Origin of the sequence: Paractinoplanes polyasparticus (assembly GCF_019710575.1) — a bacterium.
GTDB lineage: Bacteria > Actinomycetota > Actinomycetes > Mycobacteriales > Micromonosporaceae > Actinoplanes > Actinoplanes polyasparticus.
In genome coordinates, this window is sequence record NZ_JAHWFK010000007.1 from 371,026 (window position 1) to 395,768 (window position 24,743).

Below are 24,743 nucleotides of genomic sequence, written 5' to 3' on the forward strand. Positions count from 1 at the left end.
TTTGGCAAGATCCGCCGATTCTCGCGACCGACCCTGTGGATAACTCCGAACTGTGGACGACGGGTCACGCAGGCGCGCCAGCACGGAAAATGTCAGAGGTGGCGACTACCGTTTCTCCCAGTTCTCGAGCACGGAGGTTCTGGTGTCCAACAAGGCTGAGTCCGTTCCCGCCGAGCCCACCCCTGAGCAGGTGGCCGCGGCCGGCCAAGACCCGACGCCCGAGGCGAGCACCCGCCACGCCGAGCTGAGTGACGAGCTGCGCGGCCACCAATACCGCTACTACGTGCTCGATTCACCCACGATCTCCGACGCCGAATTCGACAAGCTGTTGCGCGAGCTCGAGTCGCTCGAGCAGCAGTTTCCGGCGCTGCGCACGCCCGAGTCCCCGACGCAGAATGTCGGCGGCTCCTTCTCCACCCAGTTCACTCCGGTCGAGCACGCCGAGCGCATGCTCTCGCTCGACAACGTCTTCGACGACGAAGAGCTGGGCGCCTGGGTCGAGCGCGCGCTGCGCGACGCGGGCGGCCCGGTCGAGTTCATCTGCGAGCTCAAGGTCGACGGTCTCGCCATCAACCTGACGTACGAGAACGGTCGTCTCGTCCGCGGCGCCACCCGGGGCGACGGCCGCACGGGTGAGGACGTGACGCCCAACGTCCGCACGATTCGCGAGATCCCCGAACGCCTGAGCGGCGACGACGTGCCCGAGTTGCTCGAGGTGCGCGGCGAGATCTACTTCCCGGTGTCCGCGTTCGCCGACCTCAACGCGTCGCTGGTCGAGCAGGGCAAGGCCCCGTTCGCCAACCCGCGCAACGCGGCAGCCGGCAGCCTGCGGCAGAAAGACCCGCGCATCACTGCCTCGCGGGGTCTGCGCATGGTCGTGCACGGCATCGGCGCCCGCAAGGGCTTCACCCCCACGTCGCAGTCGCACGCCTACGAGGCACTGAAAGCGTGGGGCCTGCCCACCAGCTCCCGGTGGAAGTTGGTCGACGACATCGCCGGCGTGCGCGACTACATCGCCTACTACGGCGAGCACCGCCACGACGTCGAGCACGAGATCGACGGCGTCGTTGTCAAGATTGATTCGGTGGCCATCCAGGGCCGGCTGGGCTCCACGTCGCGGGCGCCGCGCTGGGCGATCGCCTACAAATACCCGCCCGAAGAGGTCACCACCAAGCTTCTCGACATCGACGTGAACGTCGGCCGCACGGGCCGGGTCACGCCGTTCGCCGTGCTCGAGCCGGTCAAGGTGGCCGGCTCGACGGTCGCGCTGGCCACGCTGCACAACGCGCGCGAGGTCGAGCGCAAGGGCGTCTGGATCGGCGACACCATCGTGCTGCGCAAGGCGGGCGACGTGATCCCCGAGGTGCTCGGCCCGGTGATCGACCTGCGCCCGGCCGACGCGCACCCCTTCGTCATGCCGACGCAGTGCCCCGCCTGCGGCACCACGCTGGCGCCGGCCAAAGAGAGCGACATCGACATCCGCTGCCCCAACACGCGGTCGTGCCCCGCGCAGTTGCGCGAGCGGGTCTTCCACCTGGCCGGGCGGGGTGCGTTCGACATCGAGGTGCTGGGCTACAAGGCGGCCCAGGCCCTGCTCGACTCGGGCGTGATCAGCGACGAGGGCGACCTGTTCTCCCTTACCGAAGACCAGCTGCGCCAGTCCCCGTTCTTCGTCAACCAGGACGGCAGCCTGGGCTCCAACGCCGTCAAGCTCCTGGAAAATCTGGAGCGCGTCAAAGACCGGCCCCTGTGGCGCGTGCTGGTCGCCCTGTCGATCCGGCACGTCGGCCCCACCGCCGCCCAGGCGCTGGCCCGTCAGTTCGGCTCCATGGATGCCATCGAGGCCATCGTCGCCGCCCCACCCGGCAGCGCCGAAGAGGCTGCCGCGGTCTCGGCCGCCGCCCTCGACAGCTCGGTGGCCTCCACCGCCGCCGACGTCCTGGCCGCGTCCTCCGCGGCCGCTGCCTCAGCCGCAAACTCGACCAGCCCAGCCGAAGCGGGTACAGCCCCAGCCGGCGCAGCCGCGTCGACCGATGCCGATTCGACTGATGTCGCGTCGACCGGTGCCGCGTCGACTGATGTCGCCTTGGCGGCTGCCGCGTCGACCGATGCCGCTTCAGCTGACGCCGCTCCGGCGGATGCGGCCGGTTCCTCCAATGCCGATGCGGCCGGTGCCGAGTCTGCGGAAGACGAGGCGGCGGCAGCAAAGAAGCCGAAGGCCGTGGCCGACGTTCTGTCCACCGTGGAGGGTGTCGGCCCGACGATCGCGGCGAGCCTGCGTGAGTGGTTCGCCGTCGATTGGCACCGCGACATCGTTCGCAAGTGGCGTGAGTCCGGGGTCAAGATGGCCGACGAGCGCGTCGACGAGGGTCCCCGCCCGCTCGAGGGCCTGACCCTCGTGGTCACTGGCACGCTCTCCACCCACTCCCGCGACCAGGCCACCGAGGCCGTGACGTCCCGCGGCGGCAAGGTGAGCGGCTCCGTCTCCAAGAAGACGGCCTTCGTGGTGGTCGGCGACAACCCCGGCAGCAAGTACGACAAGGCATTGGCCCTGAAGGTCCCCGTCCTCAACGAGGAGGGCTTCGCTGTCCTGCTGGCCGACGGCCCCGACGCTGCCCGCGAGGTAGCCGAGTTCGCACCCGCCGCAGACTGACCGGTCACCACGGAGGCTGGCTATTTGGGAGCGGCTGGCCACCGGGGAGCGGCCGGTCACCACGGAGCGGCCGGTCACCACGGAGCGGCCGGTCGCTTGGGAACGCCGGCAACGGCGGAACGGCGTGCTACCAGGGGAACGGGCCCTTAGTGGCCTCGGGTCTGCAGGGCGACGGTGGGGCGGACGGGGCGGTAGCGGCTCAGCCAGTCGGCCAGGTCGGGGGCGGGCATGGGGCGGGCGTGGAACCAGCCCTGGGCCGCGTGGCAGCCTGCGTCGGCCAGCAGGCGCCAGGTTCGTTCGTCTTCCACGCCTTCGGCCACGGCGCGCAGGCCCAGGGCCTCGGCGAGGTCGATCACCGAGCGGACGATGGCGGCGTCGCCGCGGTCGGTGGCCATGCCCAGGACGAACGAGCGGTCGATCTTCACCTCGGCCAGGGGCAGGCGGCGCAGGTGTTGCAGGGACGAGTAGCCGGTGCCGAAGTCGTCCAGCGAGATGGCTATGCCCATGCGGTCGAGGCGGGTGATCGTGCTCAGGACGCGGTGCGGGTCGGCCATCAGGGCGCTCTCGGTGATTTCGAGCTGCAGCAGGTCGGGGGGCACCTCGTACTCGTGCAGGAGGCTGTCGACCCGGTCGGCGATGTCGCCGGCGTGCAGGTCGCGCACGCTCACGTTGACGGCGGCGCGCAGGGGCCGCCCGGCGTCGCGCCACGCGGCCAGCTGGGCGACCACCTCGTGCAGCACGCGGCCGGTGAGCAGGCGCATCACCGGGGTCGGCTCGGCCACGCGGATCAGTTCCTCGGGGCCGACCAGGCCCCGCTCGGGGTGCCGCCAGCGCAGCAGCGCCTCCACGCCGACCACCTCGCCGGTCGCGATCGCGATCTGCGGCTGGTAGAAGAGCGTGATCCCGTCGTCGGGCGAGTCCTTGCGCAGGGCGTGCCGCAGGTCGGCCAGCAGGGTCAGGCGGTCGGGCGTGTGGTGGGACGCCTCGGGGCTGTGCAGGGCGACCTGGTCGCCGCGCTGCTTGGCCTCGTACATGGCGGACTCGGCCTCGCGTAGCAGGGTCGCGCCGTCGCCGCCGGGGTCGCGCTGCAGGGCGATGCCGATCGAGGCGGAGACGTCCACGGGCACGCCGTCGAGGGCGAACGGGCTGTTCAACGCCTCGGCCAGGTGCTCGGCGATGCGGCGGGCGGCGGGCGGGCCGTCGACCCGGGTGGCGAGCACGGCGAACTCGTCGCCGCCGAGCCGCACGACCAGGTCGTGGGCCGGCACCACGTCGGCCAGGCGGTGCGCGACCTCGCCGAGCAGGCGGTCCCCGGCGCCGTGGCCGAGGGCGTCGTTGACCGTACGGAACCGGTCGAGGTCCAGCACCAGCAGCGCCAGCCGCCGGCCCTTGGCCTGGGACAGCACGGCCGCGTGCAGGGCGCGCCGGTTCGGCAGGCCGGTGAGGGCGTCCACCCGGGCGGCGCGCTCGAACTCGCCGGTCGATCGGACCATGCGGTGCACGGCGTGCAGCGCGAGCAGCACCAGCGGCACGAACGCCAGCCCGACCTGCGCGGTCGCGAGCACCACGGGTCCGAGCAGCAGCAACGCGCCCGTGGCGAGCACCTCGACCCCGGCCCGCCGCAGCCGCCGCAATCGCTGGAGACGTCGCAACCGGGGTCCCGGCCGGTCGGCCATGGAGCGCGCGACGATCGCGGCCAGCCCGTAGCGGGCGACGATCCAGGCGGCGGCCGCCGCCACCGTGAGCAGCGCGTCCCCCCAGTCCGGCCCGGGCCCGATGCGCAGTGAGACGAGCGCGATCACCAGCGAGGCCGCACCGAGCGCCACCGCGTGCTGCACGGCCAGGTGGAGAGTGCGCTGAGCCGAGTGCCGCATGCGCACGCCGGCCACGGCGACAGCGACCAGTTGCACGGCCAGGGCCGGCCCGTAACCCCAGGCCAGGGCGATGGCGAAGGTGAAGCAGATGGACGGCAGGATCACCGAGCTGGCCCGCCGGTTGGTCACCACATAGGGCCGGGCGTCCACGACGACAGCCAGAAAACCCATCAGCCAGTACGCGCTGGGAAGCTCGGCGAAGGCGTCGCGCTGGAAGACCCACAACAGCGCGTCGGCCACCCCCACCGCGATCGCCGTGACCAGAAGGGCCCGCCGGCGGCGCCCCGCCCGGACCGCCGGACGGCTCGGTGCCGTGGCTCGTTCCGCGTACCCGTTCGGCGCCGGAAACTCGGCATCGTCGGGCAGACCCTGCATCGGATCGGGGACGCGATCGCTCGCCGCGGCAGTGCGGGGGCGTGCGGCGTCCATACGACCTCCACCAGGGCCTCGATCAACCGACCGTTCCCACGATAGATCCACACGGGCAATTCGCGACAAAACAACTTTGCCGTTATCAAATCGGCATAAGCCCACAGTCGCTCAATAACTCCGAATTCCCCCATTCGAGTGGTCGCCGGGGGAGTGACGGGCGCCGGCTTTCCGATTCGGGGCGTAACCACTTCCGCAGGTCGCCCGGGCGGGGGGAGCGTTCTGGGCGCTCTGCGCCCTGCTCGCCCCGCCCGGGCCCTCGACGGGAGTTGCGGTCCGGACCCCCCACCCCGCTACGACATCATCTTTTGATCTTTTGATCGCATGACACCCTGTCCCGGCGGTGGGCTCCGGTCGGGGGCGAAATAGACTCGTCCGGTCAGCGCCGTATCAAGACGTATCGAGAAAGTAGGGCAGGATGGCCGCCATCTCCCGCGAAGAGGTCGCGCATCTCGCGCGCCTGTCGCGGCTCGCCGTGACCGAGGAGGAACTGGACCGGTTCGCGGGGCAGCTCGACGTGATCCTGCAGTCCGTGGCCCGGGTCGGCGAGGTGGCTGCCGACAACATCCCGCCCACCTCGCACTCCGTGCCGCTGACCAACGTGTACCGCGACGACGTGCCGGTCCCGTGCCTCACGCAGGACGAAGCGCTCTCCGGCGCCCCGGACGCGTTCGAGGGCCGTTTCCGCGTGCCGCGCATCCTGGAAGAGGAGGCCTGACGCCGTGTCTGACCTGACGAAGATGTCGGCGGCTCAGCTCGCCAAGGCCATCGCCGGCAAAGAGGCCTCGGCCGTCGAGGTCGCCCAGGCCCACCTCGACCGGATCGACGCCGTCGACGAGCGGGTGCACGCCTTCCTGCACGTCGACCGCGAGGGTGCGCTCGCGGCCGCGGCCGCGGTCGACGCCGGCGACGTCAAGGGCCCGCTGGCCGGCGTGCCGGTGGCCGTGAAAGACGTGATCGCCACCAAGGGTGTGCCGACGACCGCCGCCTCCAAGATCCTGGAGGGCTGGCGCCCGCCGTACGACGCGACGCTCGTCGAGCGGCTGCGCGCGGCCGGCACGGTGATGCTCGGCAAGACCAACATGGACGAGTTCGCGATGGGTTCGTCCACCGAATACTCCGCCTACGGGGCCACCAACAACCCGTGGGACCTCGGCCGCATCCCGGGCGGCTCGGGTGGCGGCAGCGCCGCGGCCATCGCCGCCTACGAGGCGCCGCTGGCGATCGGCACCGACACCGGCGGCTCGATCCGTCAGCCGGGCGCGGTCACCGGCACGGTCGGTGCCAAGCCGACGTACGGCGGCACCTCGCGCTACGGCCTGATCGCGTTCTCGTCGTCGCTCGACACGCCCGGCCCGTGCGCCCGCAACGTCGAGGACGCGGCTCTGCTGCACTCGGTGATCGCCGGCCACGACCCGCGCGACTCCACGTCCATCCCCCAGCCGGTTCCCGACGTGGTCGGCGCGGCCCGTCGCGGCGCCACCGGCGACCTGAGCGGCGTCAAGCTGGGCGTGGTCAAGGAGTTCGCGGGCGACGGGTCCGAGCCGGGCGTGCTGAGCGCGTTCCACGAGTCGCTCGAGGCGCTGGTCAAGCTGGGCGCCGAGATCGTCGAGGTGTCGTGCCCGCACTTCCAGTACGCGCTTCCGGCCTACTACCTGATCGCGCCCAGCGAGGCCTCCTCCAACCTGGCCCGGTTCGACGGCGTGCGTTACGGCCTGCGGGTCGGCGACGACGGCAACCGCTCGCTGGAAGAGGTCATGTCGCTGACGCGTGAGGCCGGCTTCGGCCCCGAGGTGAAGCGGCGCATCATCCTGGGCACGTACGCGCTCTCCAGCGGCTACTACGACGCCTACTACGGCCAGGCGCAGAAGGTCCGCACGCTGATCACGCGGGACTTCGAGTCGGCCTTCGAGCGGGTCGACGTGCTGGTCTCGCCGACCACGCCGTTCGTGGCGTTCCCGTTCGGGTCGCGCACCTCGGATCCCTACCAGATGTATCTGGCCGACCTCTTCACGATCCCGACCAACCTGTACGGCGGTCCGGCGATCTCGGTGCCGTGCGGGCTTTCCGAGGGGTTGCCGGTCGGCTTCCAGGTGATGGCGCCGACGCTGGCCGACGACCGGATGTACCGGGTGGCGGCGGCGCTCGAGTCCGCGGTCGGGACCCTCACGCCGCCGGCCCTCTAGCAGGCCCTATGCCGGCCGCGGCGTGGACTTCGAGTCCAGCCAGCTGTTGATCAGCTTGGTGAAGTCGCGGCCGGTCTGCTTGTTGACGAAGGCGGTGAAGGACGCCCGGTTCTGCTGGGTGTTCTTCTGCGTCTGCACCCAGGCCCGGCCCAGCGCGAAGAACTTCTCGTCGCCGAGGGCGTCGTTCAGTTCCTTGAGCATGGCGGCCGGGCAGAGGTAGACGTTGCTCTCGGCGAAGTTGGCTGCCCGTGGCTTGCCGGGCGGCCCGAGCCGCTTGCGCAGGTCGGCGTCGGCCCGGCGCAGATAATCCTCGAGCTCCTTGTCGCTGTATTCGAGCACCGACTGCGAGTAGAGGAACTGCACGTAGGTCGCCCAGCCCTCGTTGAGCCACAGGTCGGTCCAGGTCGACGGGGTGACCGAGTCGCCGAACCAGTGGTGTGCGTACTCGTGCAGCAGGTCTTCCTCGAAGAGCTCCCGGTCGAACTTCTTCTTCTTGCCGCCCATGGTGATCATCTGCTGGGTCTCCATGGCCGATTCCGAATCGACCATGACGGCGCCGCCGGTGGGGAACGGGTAGGGACCGAATCGCTTCTCGAGGAAGCTGACGAAGGCCGGCGACTTCTTCAGCGAGGGCAGGAACTTCTCGTCCTTACCGGGGCGGTACCAGTAGGTGAGCGGGATGCCGCGCGGGCCCTTGGCGCTGACCTTCCTGTATTTGCCGACGGCGAGGGTCTGCAGGTAGGTGGCCATGGGGTCGGTGCTGCGGTAGCGGAACGTGTTGCCCTGCCGGGTGACGAGCGAGCCGGCCGCGATGCCGGACCAACCGGCCGGCACGGTCACCGCGATGTCGTACAGGGCCTTGTCGGACGGCTGGTCGTTCGCCGGGTACCAGGTGAAGGCGCCCCACGGCTCCTGCATCGTCCACAGGCCGCCCTCTTTGGTGATGGTGAGGCCGAGCGGCTCGACGTCGGAGCGGTGCGAGGGGATGGGCGTGGTCGCCGGCTTGCCGTGATAGGCCACGACCAGCGTGATCGGCTTGTCTTTGCTGACAGCGGCCGGGACGACCAGCTTCTCTTTCCGGACCGTCGCCGATGTGACGGCGCCGTCGACGGTGACCTTGTCGAGCTGGTACGGCTTGAAGTCGAGCTTGAGCTCGGCCGCGTCGGCGGTGGGGCGGATCCGGAGCGTCGCCGTGCCGGTGAGGCGCTTCTTCGGCGGCTGCCACTCGAGCTTCAGGTCGTAGTGCAGGACGTCGAGGGCTGCCGTGCCGTGCTGGGGGTAGAGCTTGTCGGCGGTCGGCTTGGAGGTGCCGGCCTGCCAGATGGCGTAGTCGACCGCGGCGGGCGCGGAAGCGGCGCCGGACGGGGGCGTGGAGGAGGTGATGGTGGTTGCGTCGTCGTCGCAGCCGGCGATGAGGGTGGCCGCCACGATGGCGACGACGGCGAGGGGAGCGCGTTGCATGGCGGGGACCGTACCGAAATGATCTTCAGCTGTGGGGGCGGCTGTGGATAACTGCGAGCGGCTGTGGGTCACCGAAATTCTGTCGGTCGGGCCCACTATTCTGGAGCCATGACCACCACCGCGCTGCCCGCATACGACGACGCCGTCGCGCGTTACGAGCCGGTCATCGGCCTCGAGACCCACGTCGAGCTGGGCACGGCCACCAAGATGTTCTGCGGCTGCCGCACCGAGTTCGGCGCCGAGCCGAACACCCAGGTCTGCCCCGTCTGCCTGGGCCTGCCGGGCGCGCTGCCGGTGGCCAACCGGGCCGCGATCGAGGCGACGATCCGCATCGGCCTCGCCCTCAACTGCGACATCGCCTCGTGGTGCCGCATGGCGCGGAAGAACTACTTCTACCCCGACATGCCGAAGAACTTCCAGACCTCGCAGTACGACGAGCCGCTCTGCGTCGAGGGCTACGTCGACGTCGAGGTCGACGGCAAGGAATACCGGATCGGCATCGAGCGCGTGCACCTCGAGGAAGACACCGGCAAGTCCCTGCACGTCGGCGGCGCGACCGGCCGCATCCACGGCGCCACCGAGTCGCTGGTCGACTACAACCGCGCCGGCATCCCCCTGGTCGAGATCGTCACCAAGCCGGTTCCCGGCATCGGCGCGCTGGCGCCCGAGGTCGCCAAGGCCTATGTGGCCGAGCTGCGCGACATCATCCGCTCGCTGGGCGTCTCCGACGTGCGGATGGAACAGGGCTCGCTGCGCTGCGACGTCAACACCTCGCTCAACAAGCCGGGCGAGGAGTGGGGCACCCGCACCGAGACCAAGAACGTGAACTCGCTGCGCTCGGTCGAGCGCGCCGTCCGTTCCGAGATCATCCGGCAGTCCGGCCTGCTCGACGACGGTGTCCGCATCTTCCAGGAGACCCGCCACTTCCAGGAGACGACCGGCGACACCCGCCCCGGCCGCTCCAAAGAGACGGCGACCGACTATCGCTACTTCCCCGAGCCCGACCTGGTGCCGATCGCGCCCGACGCGGCCTGGGTGGCCGAGCTCAAGGCCGCGCTGCCCGAACGGCCGAGCGTCAAGCGGGCCCGGCTGGCCGAGCAGTGGGGCATCAGCGCGACCGACATGCAGTCGGTGGCCAACGCCGGCGCCGTCGAGCTGATCGAAGAGACGATCGCGGCCGGCGCCTCGCCCGCGGGCGCGCGCAAGTGGTGGATGGGTGAGCTGGCCCGCCGAGCCAACGAGACCGGGGTCGAGCTGTCCGCCGTCGGCGCCACGCCGGCCCAGGTCGCCGCCCTGCAGAAGCTGGTCGACGAGGGCAAGCTCAACGACAAGCTGGCCCGCCAGGTGCTCGAGGGCGTCGTCGCGGGCGAGGGTGACCCGGCCGCGGTCATGAGCGCCCGTGGCCTCGGGGTCGTCTCCGACACCGGCGCGCTGACCGCCGCGGTCGACGAGGCGATCGCCGCCAACCCCGACATCGCGGCCAAGGTTCGCGACGGCAAGGTCGCCGCGGCCGGCGCCCTGGTCGGCGCGGTCATGAAGACCACCCGCGGCCAGGCCGACGCCAAGACGGTCCGCGAGCTGATTCTGGAACGCCTCGGCGCTGCCTGACCCGATCGTCCGGCCCGGCCCTCGTCGGGCCGGGCCGCTCACAGCGATCAGCCCGGCGAGGCCGAAGTGGACGGGGTCGGCGTGGCCTCGGGCTCGGCGCCGACGACGTTGCGCTGCATCTCGACGTTGGACTGGCCGGTGCCGCCCAGCTGGATGTCGTCGTACGCCTTGAGCTGCCTGTTCTCGTCGAAATAGAGGACCGACAGGCTCAACGGCGTCGGCTCCTCCTTCTCGAGCCCACGCAGCCCGGCGCCGCCGGTGGAGCCCTCGACCATGAGCCTGGTCGCCAGGGGCGCCTGGGCGCCGTCGCCCGAGGGCGCAGGCGACGGGGAGGCCGAGGGAGCGGGCGCCGGCTCGGGCAGCAGACTCACCTCGCGCTGGTGTTTGTGGCCGGCCAGCACCAGCGGCACCACGCCCGACAGCGGCGGGGCCATCGCCGGGTCGTGGACCAGGGCGATGTCGACCGGCTTGCCGGAGGCGCGGATTGTGTCGGCCAGCTGGCCGCCGGCGCGCAGCAGCGGGGACTGCGAGGGGTCGTCGGCGTCGGCGGCCGCCGGGGTCTCGCTCTTGTCGGGCGTGAACTCGGGGTCGCCGATGCCCGCGATGGTCAAGCCGTCGACTGTGGTGATCTCGTTGTCGAGCACGACGGCGTTGCGCTGGCGGGCCACGGCGGTCTGGATCGAGGCCGAGTCATGGTTGCCGCGGACCCAGATGTACGGGACACCGACCGACGGGATCGACGAGGCGTAGCCGGTCTCGGCGGTGCTGCCCCAGTCGACCAGGTCGCCGGTGTCGATCACGGCGTCGATCTCGAACGTCTGCACCACGGTGCGGATCAGACCGTACGCCTGCGGGCTCAGATGCAGGTCGGAGACGTGCAGGATGCGCGTGGTGTTCGCCTCCGGCTCGTACACCGGAAGCGTCGACACCGTCGTGTACAGCCGGCTCACGTTGCTGACGATCTGCTGCAGCTGCTCGGAGTAGCGCCCGTAGTTGTCGGCGATCCGGCGCGCGTCACCGACCACGGCCGGCGCGTTGACCAGCAGACCCTCGTAGCGCGGCTCGGCGATCGAGTCGGGCCGCAGGGTGCCGGCCGCCAGGCCGAGGCTGCCGCCGGTCACCACCAGGGCGGTCACGCCGGCCACGGCGACCCGGCGCACGTTCCGGAAGATCAGCGCGCTCAGCACCAGGGCGCTGAGCACCGCGATGCCGAGGGTGCGCACCCCGAGCCGGATCACGCCGTCGCGGACGTCGTCGACCGCGTTCTCGCCGGCCGAGCTGATCGCCGCGGGGTCGTCGATCAGCGCCTCGGTGCGGTTCTGGTCGAGCGCGGCCAGGTTGACCTTGAGGTGGATCGGGCCGTCGTGGCTGTCGAGGTGCAGCGAGCCCAGCGGCGGCAGGTCGACCTCGGTACCGCCGAGGATCGACGGGCTGATCGACATCTCGGCGCGGAACGGGCCGACGGCGACGTCGGCGTGCGCGAAGAGCATCGTGCCGATCACTGCGCCGGTCACGCTGACCAGGGCGACCATCGCGCCGACGAGGGACCGCCGCGTCCACCGGCTGCGGCGGACGGCACCCCACCAGCGGCCGGCCGTCGAGGTAATCGAGGTCATCGCCGCCTCACCTGCCCCGCCCTGTCGCGCGTCAAACTGTGTGCCCTCCCACCGTGGCCCACCTCAGCTGCGGCCGGCGCCACCGTCCGAGAAGACCAGCCGAATGATCCGGTCGTCTTCGGGGCCGGGGTCGCCGTCGTCCTCCTGGTTCGAGGTGCCGGCCCAGAGCGAGCCGTCGGGCGCCGTCACCAGGCCCCGCAGCCGCCCGTACTCGCCGGTCAGCACCGACTGCGGTGTGCCCAGCACCGTGCCGTTCTCGGTGATCGTGAGCAGGTAGACCCGCTTGCCGAGCAGGCACGCGTTGGCCACCGTCTGTTCGAGCGCGGCGACGCCGGAGCAGCCGGATTCGGCGACCGGCCAGCTGAACACCGGGTTGGTCAGCTTGGTGTCGCTGCCCGCGCCGTCGGCTCGGGGCCAGCCGTAGTTCTTGCCCTTGGCGATCACGTTGAGCTCGCCCGACCGGCGCTGACCGCTCTCGCTCGCGTACATGCGCTTGGTCTTGTCCCAGGCGATCCCCTGGACGTTGCGGTGGCCGGAGCTCCAGACGAGGCTGGTCTTGACGGGGTTGCCGGGGGCGGGCTTGCCGGCCACGGTCATCCGCAGGATCTTGCCGCCCAGGCTCTTCGGGTTCTGCGCCTGGGCGCCGGTGGCGGTGCCGTCGCCCGTGCCCGCGTAGAGGAAACCGTCGGGACCGAAGGCCAGCGCGCCGCCGTTGAAGTCGCGGGAGCGCGGGATGCCGGTGAGGATCGGCTGGACCTTGCCACCCAGGGTCAGCTTGCCGACGCGGTTGTCCGTCGCGGTGGAGTAATAGACGTACACCAGCTTGTCGGTCTTGTACTTGGGCGAGACGGCGATGCCGAGCAGGCCGCCGTCGCCCGCGGGCTTCACCTCGGTCAGCCGGTGGACCTGGGTGACGGTGAGCCCGTTGGCATCCGACTCGGGGCCGACCTTGAGGATGCGGCCGGTGTCGCGCTCGGTGACCAGCCCCGACCCGTCGGGCAGGAAGGCCATGCCCCACGGCACGTCCAGATCCTTGGCCAGGACGGTTGTCGCGACCTCCTGGCTGCCGCCGCCCGGCTCCTCGGCGCCGGCGCCGGCCGATTCCTCGGCCGAAGGGGTGGGCAGGTTGGGCGGGGCGCCCTGCTGATCGGGATCGGGCGGGCCGAAGCTGCACGCCGTGGCGAGCCCCAGCGTGGCGGCGAGCGCCAACGTGGCGCCGCGGGCCCGGCGGGAACGCACGATCACTCGACCTCCTCGAGACTCGACGCACCCCAGGGTAGCGAGGCCGCCTGGGAAGTCAGTCGGAGTGGCCGACTTCCTGCCCGCCCGCAGCCAGCACCCTCGACAGGTTGTCGGTGGTGACGGCGGTGAGGCGAATGACGTTGCCGTTGTCGAGCAGGGCGGAGATCTGGCCACTGGGGTCGGGCGCCAGCTCGGTGATCCGTTCCCACGGCACCGTGGTGTTGCCGAACAGGGCGCGGACGCGCAGCCGGTCGGCGTAGACGTCGGTGCCGGCGCGCCAGGCCCAGACGAAGAAGGCCACCGGGACCAGCAGGATCAGGGACCACGCCCAGGAGACGCCGGCGAGCGGAACACCGCTGACGAACGCGAGGACGGCGGCAACCATCAGGGCGCCGGTCTTGCGGACGCGGAGCAGGGGCTTCGAACGCACGTCCTCATCCTCCCACCCACGCTGTGCGGCGTTTCTGTCGGACCCGGCGCGCATACTCGTGGCCATGACAGTGCTTCTTGCGATCGGCACGCAGAAGGGCCTGTTCCTGGCCACCGGCGACGACGACCGCCGGGCCTGGCAGGTCGGCCCGGCTCTTTTCCCCGGCACGGCGGTCTACACGATCGGCGTGGATCTTCGCGGCCCCCGCCCCCGCCTGCTGGCCGCGGTCGACAATTCCCACTTCGGCCCGAGCGTCGCGGTCAGCGACGACCTCGGCGCCACCTGGCACGAGCCCGAGTCCGCCCCCATCGCCTTCCCCGAAGACGCGGGGGCCGCGGTCGAGCGGGTCTGGCAGATCGTCCCCGGCAGCGCCGCCGAGCCGGGTGTGGTCTACGCGGGCACCCAGCCCTCCGCGCTGTTCCGCTCGGCCGACGGTGGCCGCTCGTTCGAGCTGGTCCGCGCGTTGTGGGAACATCCGCACCGCCCGCAGTGGGGCGCCGGGTTCGGCGGTCAGGCGATCCACACGATCCTGCCCCACCCCGGCGACCCGTCCCGTCTACTGGTGGCCATGTCGACCGGCGGGGTCTACCGCTCCGGCGACGGCGGCGAGAGCTGGTCGCCGGCCAATCAGGGCATCAAGGCGTACTTCTTCCCCGACCCGTGGCCCGAGTTCGGCCAGTGTGTCCACCGCGTGGCCCGCGACGCCGGCGACCCCGAGCAGCTCTACGCGCAGAACCACCACGGCGTCTACCGCTCCACCGACGGTGGCGACAGTTGGCAGTCGATCGCCGGCACGCTGCCCTCCGACTTCGGGTTCCCGATCGTGGCCCACCCGCACCGCCCCGGCACACTGTGGAACTTCCCGCTCATCGCCGACAGCGAGCGCCACCCCACCGGGCTGCGCTGCCGGGTCTACCGCTCGACCGACGCCGGCGAGAAGTGGGAACCACAGCATGAGGGCCTGCCCGATGGCCCCTACTACCCGGTCGTGCTGCGCGATGCGATGTGCGCCGACAGCCTCGACCCGGCCGGCGTCTACTTCGGCACCCGGGCCGGCGAGGTCTTCGCCACCAACGACGAGGGCGAGACCTGGTCGACCGTGGTGACCCACCTGCCCGACGTGCTCTCGGTGCGGGCGGTGGCGGTCTGATGCCGGTGCTTCTGGTGCCGGGCGTGCTGCGGGCCGAGGCCGGCGGCGCGTCCCGGCTCGAGGTCGCCGCGGCGGGCACGCTCAGTGCGGTGCTGGCCGAGGTCGGCGAGCGCTGGCCGCTGCTGTCCCGCCGCATCCGCGACGAGCGTGGCGCCCTCCGCCGCTACGTGAACATCTTTGTGGACGGTGAGCAGGCCGCCCTCGAGACGCCGGTCGCACCGGGTTCCGAGATCCAGGTCCTGCCCTCGGTGGCCGGCGGCTCCCGTTGACTGTTCGGCGTCCATAGCCGACGCTGCGGAGGTGCGCGGGCGTAACACGCGGCCGTAACCTGTTCGAGGGACGCTCGTTGTCCGGAGCAGACCCCGCACCATCCCTGATCCGACGAGAATCCGGGAGGATCCGTCGACGTGCCAGCGCCGCCCCCCACGCGCACGCACACCGCCCGGCCCCGACGCCGGGCGATGTCGTTGGGCGTACCCCTGGCCGCGGCCCTCGTGCTGCTGACGGGCTCCGCCGGCCTGCTCCCGGCCCCGCTCGCGCTGGCTGCCGGCGTCGGCGGCTGCGGCCTGTGGGCCACTTTCCACCTGGTACGGGCCGCCCTCTCGATCCACCACGCCGACCAGTCCTTCGTGGCGTGCCGCGGGGCCGGCTTCGTGGGCCTGGGCGCGCTCGCCTCGGTCGTAGCCGTGCTGTTCACGCTGTTCTCGCCGCCGGCGGTGGGCGTGTGGGTGACCGTCGCGTTGGGCCTGGCCGCGGCCCTGTACGCGACCGGCACACTGCTGCTGTCCAGCTCCGCCACGGGGTGGGTGGTGCATTCCCGGCGCGCCTTCGACGGCCTCGGTCTGGGTGTCAGCCTCGCCTTCGCCGCCTATCTGCTCACCCCGGCCGACGTGGCCCGCCCGAGCGCCGTGTCGGTGGTCGCGGTCGGCGCTACCGGCGCCGCCATCGTGCTGGTGGCGATCCTCCGCGGCCGGCCCAGGCGCCGGCCCGCGGTCCACTGCGGCATCGGGGCGATCCTGGTGCTGAGCGGGCTCGGCACGATCGCCGTCGGCACGAGCGGGGCCGTCCTGGCTCTCGCCGGCCTGCCCATCGTCGCCGGCCTGGCCCTGACCGTCGAGGGCGGCACCCGGCGCGACCTGCCCGCGGTGCCGCCCGAGCCCCGCAACCCCGACCAATACCTGGCCAGCTATCCGCTGCTCGCCGTGCCGGCCGGGGTGGGCGTGCTGGCCGCGATCTGGCACCTGATCATGGTGCGGACGTTCGACCCCACCAGCATCATCCTGGGCATCGCGATGGTGGCCGTGCTGGCGATGCGCGAGCTGCTCGTAGTGCACGACATCCGGCGTTACGCGGGCCAGTTGCAGACCGCCGAGGCTCATTTCCGTTCTTTGGTCGCCGGAGCCACCGACCTCACCCTGGTGCTCGACCGCGATCTGCGGATCACCTGGCAGTCCCCGGCCGCGTCCCGCCTGTTCGGGCTCGACGACGACGAGGTGGTGGGCCGCGGCTTCATCGAGCTGATCCACCCCGACGACGTCGAGGGCGCGCGTGAGGTGATCGCCGCGGTGCTCGCCGGGGAGGGCGCCGACGGGCCACCCGCGCTGGTCGCGGCCCGGCTGCGCGACGGCGCCGAGATGTGGCGGGAGACCGAGTCGACCATCGCCGACCAGCGTTCCGTGCCCGAGGTGGCGGCGCTGGTGGTGCACGTGCGCGACATCGGCGAGCGCCGGCACCTGGAGCGGACGCTGCACAAGCTGTCGTCCACCGACCAGCTGACCGGCCTGGCCAACCGGCGGGCGCTGATGCGCGAGCTGCTGGCCCACCGCCGCCGCGCCGGTCAGCCGGGCACCCTGCTGGTGATCGACCTGCACGGTCTGGCCGAGATCAACGACAGCCGGGGCCGCGAGACCGGCGACGCGGTGCTGATCGAGGTCGGCCGCCGCCTGCGCGGCCTGCTCAGCGGGGACGACCTGCCGGCCCGGCTCGGCGGCGACGAGTTCGCCGTGCTCACCACCGACGGCGCCGTGCTGGCCTACGCGCTGGCCAGCCGCATCGCGGCCGCGGTGGCCGAGCCGTTGCAGCTGCCGGGCTCGATCGTCGAGCTGCACACCAGCATCGGCCTGGCCGAACTGGCCGGCGGCGAGGATTCCGACGAGGTGCTGCGCCACGCCGACCTGGCCCGGCGGCGGGCCCGCCAGCTCGGCATCGACCGGGTCGAGTGGTACGACCCCGACGTCGAGATGCAGCTCAACCGCCGCATGGATCTCGAGCGTGAGCTGCTGGGCGCGGCCGACCGGGGCGAGCTCGACCTGGTCTTCCAACCCGTGATCGATCTGCGTGACGACCAGCCGGTGGGGGTCGAGGCGCTGCTGCGCTGGCGGCATCCGCAGCTCGGCACGATCCTGCCCAACGAGCTGCTGCCGATCGCCCGGGCCGTGGGCATCTCGGCCGAGCTCGACGAATGGGTGCTCGACGCGGCCTGCAAGCATCTGTCGGCCTGGACGGGCAGCGACAACGGCTTCTGGCTGTCGGTCAACGTCTCGCCGCGCGAGCTGCTGACCGCCCGCTTCCCCGACCGGGTGGCTTCCACCCTCCGGCGGCACGGCGTGGCCCCCGAACGCCTGGTGGTCGAGGTGGCCGAGGCGTGGATCGCCGAGGACGTGCCCGCGGTCGTGGCCTCCCTGGCCGGGCTGCGCAAACTCGGCGTACGGGCGGCGCTCGACGACTTCGGCGCGGGCCAGGCCTCGCTGTCCCACCTGCGCCGCCTGCCGGTCGACATGCTCAAGCTGCACGCGTCGTTGTCGAGCACGACGCCCGCGACCGGCCCCGGCACCGGCCCGGCGGTGATCGACGTCGTGGTCAGCCTGGGCCGGCGCCTGGGTCTCGAGATCGTGGCCAAGGGGCTCGAGACCCGCGAGCAGTGTGAGCGCGCGGCCAAGGCCGGCTGTCTGTACGGGCAGGGTTTCGTGCTGGGCCACCCGGCCCCGGCCGAGCGCATCGAGGCCTACCTGGAGACGCACCGCAGCTAGGCGCTAGCGCGGTGGGGCTGTGCTGCCCCTCGGGGTGAGGTGGGCCGTGCCGGCCTCGACGTTGCTGACCTGCTTGCCGTCGATGGCGGCCAGCAGCTCGCGGGCGGCGTGGGCGCCGTACTCGGCGATGTCCCGCGACAGGGCGGTCAGCGGCGGGTGGACCAGGCTGCACAGTGGGGAGTCGTCCCAGGCCACAATGGACAGGTCGCCCGGCACGGACAAGCCCATCTCCTGCGCCACGGCGAGCCCGGCCACGGCCATCACGTCGTTGTCGTAGATGACCGCGGTGGGCCGGTCGGCGCCGATCAGCAGGCGGCGGGTGGCCCGGCCGCCCTCTTCGCCGGTGTAGTCCGACGGCATCGTGACCGCCTCGTTGAGGCCCAGTGAGGTGCAGACCTCTTCGAACGCCCGGGTCCGGGTGCGGGTGTGCAGCAGGTCGGGCAGGCCGCCGACCCGGGCTATCCGGCGGTGGCCGAGCGCCACCAGGTAGCGCACGGCTTCGGTGATCGCGCCGGCGTCGTCCGACCAGACCTGGGCGATCTTGCCGGTGTCGCCGGGGCCACCGATGACCACGGCCGGCAGCTGGAGCTGTTGCAGCACGGGGATGCGGACATCGTTCTCGCGCAGGTCGGTGACGATCACGCCGTCGATGCGGCGCTCGCCCCACCAGCGGCGGTAGACCTCGACCTCCTGCTCGGGGGTGGCCACGACCTGCAGGGTGAGGGCGTACGAGCGGGCGGCCAGTTCGGCCTCGAAGCCGCTGATCAGGCCCATGAAGAACGGCTCGATGCTGAGGATCCGCGCCGGGCGGCACAGGGTGAGGCCGACGGCGCGCGCGCTGGCGCCGGACAGTGCCCGGGCGGCGCTGTTCGGATTGAAGCCGATCTCCTGGGCGATGGCCACGATGCGTTGCCGGGTCGCCTCGGAGACGCCGGGCTGGCCGTTGAGCGCGTACGACACCGCGCCCTTCGACACACCCGCCCGCCGTGCGATATCGGCGATCGTGGGCCGCTTCACTCGGTCTCCTCTGTTCCCGCCGAGCCTACCGGCGGAGTTTACCGGCGCTGGAATCGGTAGAGCGCTCTCACGCGGATCTAGGCCGAGATGAACGAACGGCGGCGGCTCGGATTGATCGGTTAAGTGTCAGCGGACACACCGGACTTTGTAAACAGTGATGACCCATAAAGACCGATTCATCCCGCTTAAAGAGTACTGACAACGCTGCCAGATCAACCTCGTAACACGGTATTGACAGTCATGGACCTCCGTCATAGCGTCTCCACAACTTATCCGGTTCAGTAAATTTTCTCCGCCGTGGAGGCGCGTAATGAGACGGACTGTGCGGGCGGCTGTCGCCGGTATGGCGGCGACCCTTCTGATCGCGGGCTGCAGTGGGCAGAGCCTCGAGGGCAAGGAAGACACGAGCAACGGCGCGGCCGGTGAGCAGATCACGCTCAAGGTCAACTTCTGGGGCGACATGGGCCTGGACGCGCTCAAGGCCAAGTACGAGAAGGACCACCCGAACATCAAGATCGTGCTGAACACGGGCGAGTTCAACGCCCAGCACGAGGACCTGCAGAAGAAGCTGGTAGCCGGCTCGGGCGCCCCGGACATCTCGGCGGTCGACGAGGGCTTCATCGTCCAGTTCCGCAACCAGGCCGACAAGTTCGTCAACCTGCTCGACAAGGGCGGCGCCGACTTCGAGTCGAAGTACCTGGACTGGAAGTGGAAGGCGTCCATGTCGGCCGACGGCAAGCAGATCGGCCTCGGCACCGACGTCGGTGGCCTGGCCATGTGCTACCGCAGCGACCTGTTCGAGAAGGCCGGCCTGCCCAAGGACCGCGATGCCGTCTCGAAGCTGTGGACGAACTGGGACGACTTCATCAACGTCGGCAAGCAGTACACCGCCAAGACCGGCAAGAAGTTCATCGACTCCGGCACCAACATGTTCAACCCGGTGCTGGCCCAGCAGCCCGTCGGCTTCTACGACGAGCAGGAGCAGCTGCAGATGAACGGCGGCCCGAAGGTCGCCTTCGACGTGAGCATGAAGGCGATCGACGCCGGTATCTCGGCCAACCTGGCCAGCTTCCAGCCCAACTGGAACCAGGGCTTCAAGAAGGACCAGTTCGCCGTGCTGGCCTGCCCGGCGTGGATGCTCGGCCACATCCAGGAGACCGCGCCCGACCAGAAGGGCAAGTGGGACATCGCCGCGATCCCGGGCGGCGGCGGCAACTGGGGCGGTTCCTGGTGGACCATCCCCTCGCAGGGCAAGAACGTCGACGCCGCGGCCGAGTTCGTGAAGTGGATGGTCCAGCCGGAGCAGCAGATCGAGGTCTTCAAGACCGTCGGCAACCTTCCGTCGCAGCCCGCCCTGTACAAGGACCCGGCGGTGCTCGACTACAAGAAGGAGTTCATGAGCGACGCGCCCACCGGTCAGATCTTCGCCGCCACCGCGGAGAGCCTCAAGCCGCAGTACCTGGGCAAGAAGAACGGCCCGACCCGGGTGGCCGTGGAGAACGTGATCACCCGCGTGCAGCAGGGCGGCCTCAAGTCGGACGCGGCCTGGGCCGAGGCGGTCAAGCAGGCCGAGAAGGTCGCGAAGACCGGTAAGGCCTGACCCATTCGATGGCGGGGCGGTTCGTGGGCCGCCCCGCCTCCCTTTAGGAGTGGCCGTGTCCCTCACCGAGCTCCGCCCGGCTTCGCATCGGCAGGTCCCGCCGCCGGGCCCGGGCAAGACCAAGCACTGGCTCTACCGGTTCGACACCAAGACGATCCCGTACGTCTTCATCTCGCCCTTCTTCATCCTCTTCGCGATCTTCGGCATCTTCCCGCTGATCTTCAACGGCGTCGTCGCGCTGCGGAACTGGCGGCTCGACGACCCGACGCTGACCGGGTGGGCGGGCTTTGCCAACTTCGAGCGGCTGCTCACCGACGAGGACTTCTGGAACGCCCTGGGCAACACGTTCGGCATCTTCATCCTGTCCTCGGTGCCGCAGCTGCTGGCCGCGCTGATCATCGCGAACCTGCTCAACCGCAGGCTGCGGGGCACCACGTTCTGGCGGATCGGCATCCTGCTGCCGTACCTGACCCCGGTCGTCGCCTCGACCCTGGTCTTCGCGATCTTCTTCGCCCGCGACAACGGACTCGCCAACTGGTTCCTGTCGCTGGTCGGCTTCGGGCAGGAGACCCCGCTCGACTGGCGGGCGCAGAAGTGGAGCGCCTGGATCGCCATCGCGACGATGGTCAACTGGAAGTGGATCGGCTACAACGCCCTGCTCTACCTGTCGGCGATGCAGTCGATTCCCAAGGACGTGTACGAGGCGGCAGCAGTCGACGGCGCCGGCCCGTGGCGGCAGTTGTGGCAGATCACCGTGCCCATGATCCAGCCGGTCGTGGTGTTCACCGTGATTCTGTCGACCATCGGGGGGCTGCAACTGTTCAACGAGCCGATGATGTTCGACGAGAACCCGCAGTCGGCCAGCGGCGGCTCCGACGGTCAGTTCCAGACCATCGCGCAGCTGATCTACAAGGTCGGCTGGAAGGACCTCGACCTCGGGTACGCCGCGTCGATGTCGTGGGCCCTGTTCCTGATCATCCTGGTCGTGGCCGGGATCAACTTCGCCCTGACCCGGCGCATCGGAGGTGGCCGATGACCACATACGCGAACCGGGCCCCGCAGGACACGCGCGGCACCTGGGTGACGTACCTGGGCCTCTCGCTCGTCCTGCTCTTCTCGGCCTTCCCCGTGTACTGGATGTTCGTCATCTCGACGAGCACCGACGAGGCGGTCGCCGCCTCGCCGCCCGCCCTGATCCCGGGCGCGCAGTTCCTGATCAACGCCCAGGAGGTCTTCACCCTCAACGAGGTGTACTTCGCGGCGTCCCTGATCAACAGCGTGCTCGTCTCCGGTGTCATCACCGCGGCGACGCTGTTCTTCTGCTCGCTGGCCGGATTCGCGTTCGCCAAGCTGCGCTTCAAGGGCCGCAACGCGCTGATGGTCGTGGTCATCCTGACCCTGACCGTGCCCAACCAGCTCGGCATCGTCGCGCTCTACATCGTGATGGGCAAGCTGGGCTGGAACGGCACCCTGCTCGCGGTCATCGCTCCCGGGCTGGTCAGCGCGTTCGGCGTCTTCTACATGCGGCAGTTCATCTCGCACGCGGTGCCGGACGAGCTGGTCGAGTCGGCCCGCATCGACGGCGCGCTGACTCTGCGCGTCTACTGGAACATCGTCCTGCCGGCGATCCGGCCCGCCCTGGCCGTGCTGGGTCTACTGACCTTCGTGATGGCCTGGAACGACTTTCAGTGGCCGCTGATCCAGCTGAACGGCACCGACTTCCCGACCTCGATGGTCGCCCTCTCCGACCTGGCCAGCGGCAACTATGTGATCTACCGCCGGGTGCTGGCCGGGGCTTTCATGGCGACCGTTCCACTGATCGTGCTGTTGTTGATCGGCGGACGGCAGATCGTCCGGGGGATCATGGAAGGCGCCGTCAAGTCCTGACCGGGGACCGGCGTGGCGAAGAAGGAGAACAGTGAGCTCGTACCAACCGCTCCACGAGGGCTGGACCGTCTCGGGTGCCGACGTCAGCGGCCTCCCGGCCATCGTGCCCGGCAGCGTGCACACCGACCTGCTCCGGGCCGGTCGCATCGACGACCCGTATCTGGATGAGAACGAGACCAAGCTCGCCTGGATCGGCCGGACCGACTGGCACTACGAGACCACCTTCACCGCCACGCCGGGCCGGCGCACCGACCTCGTCTGCGCCGGCCTCGACACCATCGCCGAGATCGAACTGAACGGCTCGCTCGTCGGCGAGACGGCCAACATGCACCGCGGTTACCGCTTCGACGTCGGCCCGCTGCTGCGCGACGGCGCCAACGAGCTCAAGGTCAAGTTCAAGAGCGCCTACGCGTACGCCGAGGGGCAGCAGCAACGACTGGGCCACCGTCCCAACGCGTACGGCGAGCCGTTCAACTTCATTCGCAAGCAGGCCTGCAACTTCGGCTGGGACTGGGGCCCGACCCTGGTCACGGCCGGTATCTGGCAGCCCATCGGCCTCGAGACGTGGTCGGTGGCCCGGCTGGCCGAGGTCCGCCCGCAGGTGACCGTGAACAAGGGCACCGGCCGGGTCGAGCTGCGCGTACGTCTCGACCGCGCGGCCGACGAGCCGGTCGTCATCACCGCCGAGGTGGCCGGCCGGCGTGCGCAGGCCACCGTCGACGGCATCGAAGCCCTGCTCATCGTCACCGTCGACGACCCCGACCGGTGGTGGCCGCGCGGCTTCGGCGAGCAGGCCCGCTACGACCTCGGCGTGACGCTGGCCGCGGCCGACGGCACGGTGCTGGACACCTGGACCCGCAAGATCGGATTCCGGAGCGTCCGCGTCGACACCGCCGACGACGGCTGGACGGTGATCGTCAACGACGTGCCGGTCTTCGTCCGGGGCATCAACTGGATCCCCGACGACGTCTTCGCCGACCGGGTCACCCGCGAGCGCCTGGCCGCCCGTTTCCGCCAGGCTGCCGACGCCAACGTCAACTACCTGCGCGTCTGGGGCGGCGGCCGGTACGAGTCGTTCGACTTCTACGACCTCGCCGACGAGATGGGCTTCCTGGTCGGCCAGGACTTCCTTTTCGCCTGTGCCGCCTACCCCGAGGAGGAGCCGTTCCGCTCCGAGATCGAGGCGGAGGCCCGCGAGAACGTCGTCCGCCTGGCCTCGCATCCCAGCCTGGTCGTGTGGACCGGCAACAACGAAAACCTCTGGGGGTACGAGGACTGGGGCTGGAAGCCCGAGCTGAACGGCCGCACATGGGGTTCCGGCTTCTACTACGACCTGCTGCCCCGCGTCGTCGCCGAGCTCGACCCGACCCGGCCGTACTGGCCCGGCAGCCCGTATTCGGGCACGCCCGAGCGCTACCCGAACGACCCGGTCTACGGCACGACCCATATCTGGGACGTCTGGAACACCGACGACTACACGAAGTACGCCGCCTACCGCCCGCGCTTCGTCTCCGAGTTCGGCTTCCAGGCCCCGCCCACGTTCTCGACCCTGCGCCGCTCCATCTCGGACGAGCACCTGGCCCCGGACTCGCCCGGCATGGCCCACCATCAGAAGGCCATCGGCGGCGACCAGAAACTCGAGCGGGGTCTGACCAACCATCTGCCCGTCCCGCGCGACTTCGACGACTGGCACTTCCTGACCCAGCTCAACCAGGCCCGGGCGGTGGCGTTCGGCATCGAGCACTTCCGCTCGCTGCGCCCCCTGTGCCAGGGCACGATCATGTGGCAGCTCAACGACTGCTGGCCGGTCACCTCGTGGGCGGCTGTCGACGGCGACGGGCGGAAGAAACTCCTCTGGTACGCGATGCGGGATGCGTACGCCGACCGGTTGCTGACCTTCCAGCCCCGTACGGGTGCCGCGGTGGAAGCCGGCGGCCCGCTCACCGACATCGAGCCCGGCTCGGTGGTGCCGCCGCAGGGAACTCCGGCCCTGATCGTGGCCAACGACAGCCGTACGGAATGGGCCGTCTCGACCACCGTGACCCGCCGCGACCTGACCGGCCGAATCCTGGCCGCGGCCGACCTCACCGCGACGGTGGCCCCCGGTGAGAACGCCACCCTGACCCTGCCCACCGAGCTGTCCACCCCCGGCGACCCCGGCACGGAGTTTCTGACCACCGACACTGGCGTGACCTGGTTCTGGGCGCTCGACAAGGACATCCCGTGGCCGGCGCCCGACTACACCACCGAGGTCACGAGCGACGGCGGCGTCCACCGAGTCACCGTCCACGCGAAGACGTTGCTGCGCTCACTGACCCTGTTTCCCGACCGCCTCGCCCCGACCGCCGAACCGGACCGCGCAGCCGTCACAGTTCTCCCCGGCGATTCGGTCACGTTCGCCGTGCGCTCCGACGAGCCGCTGGACGCGAAGGCCCTGACTACCCGCCCGGTCCTCCGCTGCGTCAACGACATCCCCGCGCACTGACGCCCAGCCCCGAAGCGCGGCCCGTGTGATGACGGGCCGCGCTTTCGTTGTGGACGACTCCGTTTCGCCCCGTCGG

General features: G+C 70.6%; 17 protein-coding genes. 11 read left to right on the top strand and 6 right to left on the bottom strand.

Annotated elements, in window-relative coordinates:
* The first annotated feature begins 142 nt into the window (after positions 1–142).
* Positions 143–2,653: an NAD-dependent DNA ligase LigA gene (gene ligA / locus KXC43_RS11145; RefSeq protein WP_308129036.1), complete on the top strand. Its 2,511-nt coding sequence runs from the start codon at positions 143–145 to the stop codon at positions 2,651–2,653.
* 146 nt (positions 2,654–2,799) lie between these two features.
* Here ligA and KXC43_RS11150 read toward each other — a convergent pair whose 3' ends face one another.
* Positions 2,800–4,956: a putative bifunctional diguanylate cyclase/phosphodiesterase gene (locus KXC43_RS11150; RefSeq protein WP_438870871.1), complete on the bottom strand. Its 2,157-nt coding sequence runs from the start codon at positions 4,954–4,956 to the stop codon at positions 2,800–2,802.
* Positions 4,957–5,374: 418 nt separating this feature from the next.
* Here KXC43_RS11150 and gatC point away from each other — a divergent pair, with 418 nt between their 5' ends.
* Together gatC and gatA are read left to right on the top strand one after the other, a co-directional pair.
* The gene (gatC, locus tag KXC43_RS11155; protein WP_221375907.1) at positions 5,375–5,674 is read left to right on the top strand and encodes an Asp-tRNA(Asn)/Glu-tRNA(Gln) amidotransferase subunit GatC; all 300 of its coding nucleotides are present in this window, start codon (positions 5,375–5,377) and stop codon (positions 5,672–5,674) included.
* A 4-nt stretch (positions 5,675–5,678) separates the two neighbouring features.
* Positions 5,679–7,142, top strand: coding sequence for an Asp-tRNA(Asn)/Glu-tRNA(Gln) amidotransferase subunit GatA (gene gatA, locus KXC43_RS11160; RefSeq protein ID WP_221375908.1), 1,464 nt, complete (start codon positions 5,679–5,681; stop codon positions 7,140–7,142).
* Between the two features lie 6 nt (positions 7,143–7,148).
* On the opposite strand, the gene KXC43_RS11165 is transcribed toward gatA, so the two are convergent.
* Positions 7,149–8,603, bottom strand: a complete 1,455-nt coding sequence (locus KXC43_RS11165; RefSeq protein WP_221375909.1) for a M1 family metallopeptidase — start codon at positions 8,601–8,603, stop codon at positions 7,149–7,151.
* Positions 8,604–8,711: 108 nt separating this feature from the next.
* On the opposite strand from KXC43_RS11165, the gene gatB reads away from it, so the two are divergent.
* Positions 8,712–10,211, top strand: coding sequence for an Asp-tRNA(Asn)/Glu-tRNA(Gln) amidotransferase subunit GatB (gatB, locus tag KXC43_RS11170; RefSeq protein WP_221375910.1), 1,500 nt, complete (start codon positions 8,712–8,714; stop codon positions 10,209–10,211).
* A gap of 47 nt (positions 10,212–10,258) precedes the next feature.
* Here gatB and KXC43_RS11175 read toward each other — a convergent pair whose 3' ends face one another.
* The 3 genes from KXC43_RS11175 to KXC43_RS11185 form a co-directional block, all read right to left on the bottom strand.
* Positions 10,259–11,827: a metallophosphoesterase family protein gene (locus KXC43_RS11175; RefSeq protein ID WP_221375911.1), complete on the bottom strand. Its 1,569-nt coding sequence runs from the start codon at positions 11,825–11,827 to the stop codon at positions 10,259–10,261.
* A 63-nt stretch (positions 11,828–11,890) separates the two neighbouring features.
* A complete protein-coding gene (locus tag KXC43_RS11180) occupies positions 11,891–13,072 on the bottom strand; it encodes a PQQ-dependent sugar dehydrogenase (RefSeq protein WP_308129037.1) in 1,182 nt (393 codons plus the stop codon).
* Between the two features lie 52 nt (positions 13,073–13,124).
* Positions 13,125–13,499, bottom strand: coding sequence for a PH domain-containing protein (locus KXC43_RS11185; RefSeq protein ID WP_221375912.1), 375 nt, complete (start codon positions 13,497–13,499; stop codon positions 13,125–13,127).
* Positions 13,500–13,563: 64 nt separating this feature from the next.
* On the opposite strand from KXC43_RS11185, the gene KXC43_RS11190 reads away from it, so the two are divergent.
* The 3 genes from KXC43_RS11190 to KXC43_RS11200 all read left to right on the top strand — a co-directional run bounded on the left by KXC43_RS11190 (position 13,564) and on the right by KXC43_RS11200 (position 17,678).
* Positions 13,564–14,649 carry a WD40/YVTN/BNR-like repeat-containing protein gene (locus tag KXC43_RS11190; protein WP_221375913.1) on the top strand — a complete coding sequence of 362 codons (1,086 nt, stop codon included), beginning with the start codon at positions 13,564–13,566 and terminating at the stop codon, positions 14,647–14,649.
* Entirely contained in the window at positions 14,649–14,918 is a 270-nt protein-coding gene (locus KXC43_RS11195; RefSeq protein ID WP_221375914.1) for a MoaD/ThiS family protein, read from the top strand. The genes KXC43_RS11190 and KXC43_RS11195 overlap by 1 nt, the downstream gene beginning before the upstream one ends.
* Positions 14,919–15,056: 138 nt before the next feature.
* Positions 15,057–17,678, top strand: a complete 2,622-nt coding sequence (locus tag KXC43_RS11200) for a putative bifunctional diguanylate cyclase/phosphodiesterase (RefSeq protein WP_308129038.1) — start codon at positions 15,057–15,059, stop codon at positions 17,676–17,678.
* 3 nt (positions 17,679–17,681) lie between these two features.
* On the opposite strand, the gene KXC43_RS11205 is transcribed toward KXC43_RS11200, so the two are convergent.
* Positions 17,682–18,695, bottom strand: coding sequence for a LacI family DNA-binding transcriptional regulator (locus tag KXC43_RS11205; protein ID WP_221375915.1), 1,014 nt, complete (start codon positions 18,693–18,695; stop codon positions 17,682–17,684).
* A 310-nt stretch (positions 18,696–19,005) separates the two neighbouring features.
* Here KXC43_RS11205 and KXC43_RS11210 point away from each other — a divergent pair, with 310 nt between their 5' ends.
* The 4 genes from KXC43_RS11210 to KXC43_RS11225 are packed head-to-tail and all read left to right on the top strand — an operon-like array spanning position 19,006 to position 24,667.
* Positions 19,006–20,295, top strand: a complete 1,290-nt coding sequence (locus tag KXC43_RS11210) for an ABC transporter substrate-binding protein (RefSeq protein ID WP_221375916.1) — start codon at positions 19,006–19,008, stop codon at positions 20,293–20,295.
* Between the two features lie 55 nt (positions 20,296–20,350).
* A complete protein-coding gene (locus tag KXC43_RS11215; protein WP_221375917.1) occupies positions 20,351–21,331 on the top strand; it encodes a carbohydrate ABC transporter permease in 981 nt (326 codons plus the stop codon).
* Complete coding sequence (locus tag KXC43_RS11220; protein WP_221375918.1) at positions 21,328–22,182, top strand: carbohydrate ABC transporter permease; 855 nt, start codon at positions 21,328–21,330, stop codon at positions 22,180–22,182. The genes KXC43_RS11215 and KXC43_RS11220 overlap by 4 nt, the downstream gene beginning before the upstream one ends.
* A 31-nt stretch (positions 22,183–22,213) precedes the next feature.
* A complete protein-coding gene (locus KXC43_RS11225; RefSeq protein ID WP_221375919.1) occupies positions 22,214–24,667 on the top strand; it encodes a glycoside hydrolase family 2 protein in 2,454 nt (817 codons plus the stop codon).
* The last annotated feature ends 76 nt before the right edge of the window (positions 24,668–24,743 follow it).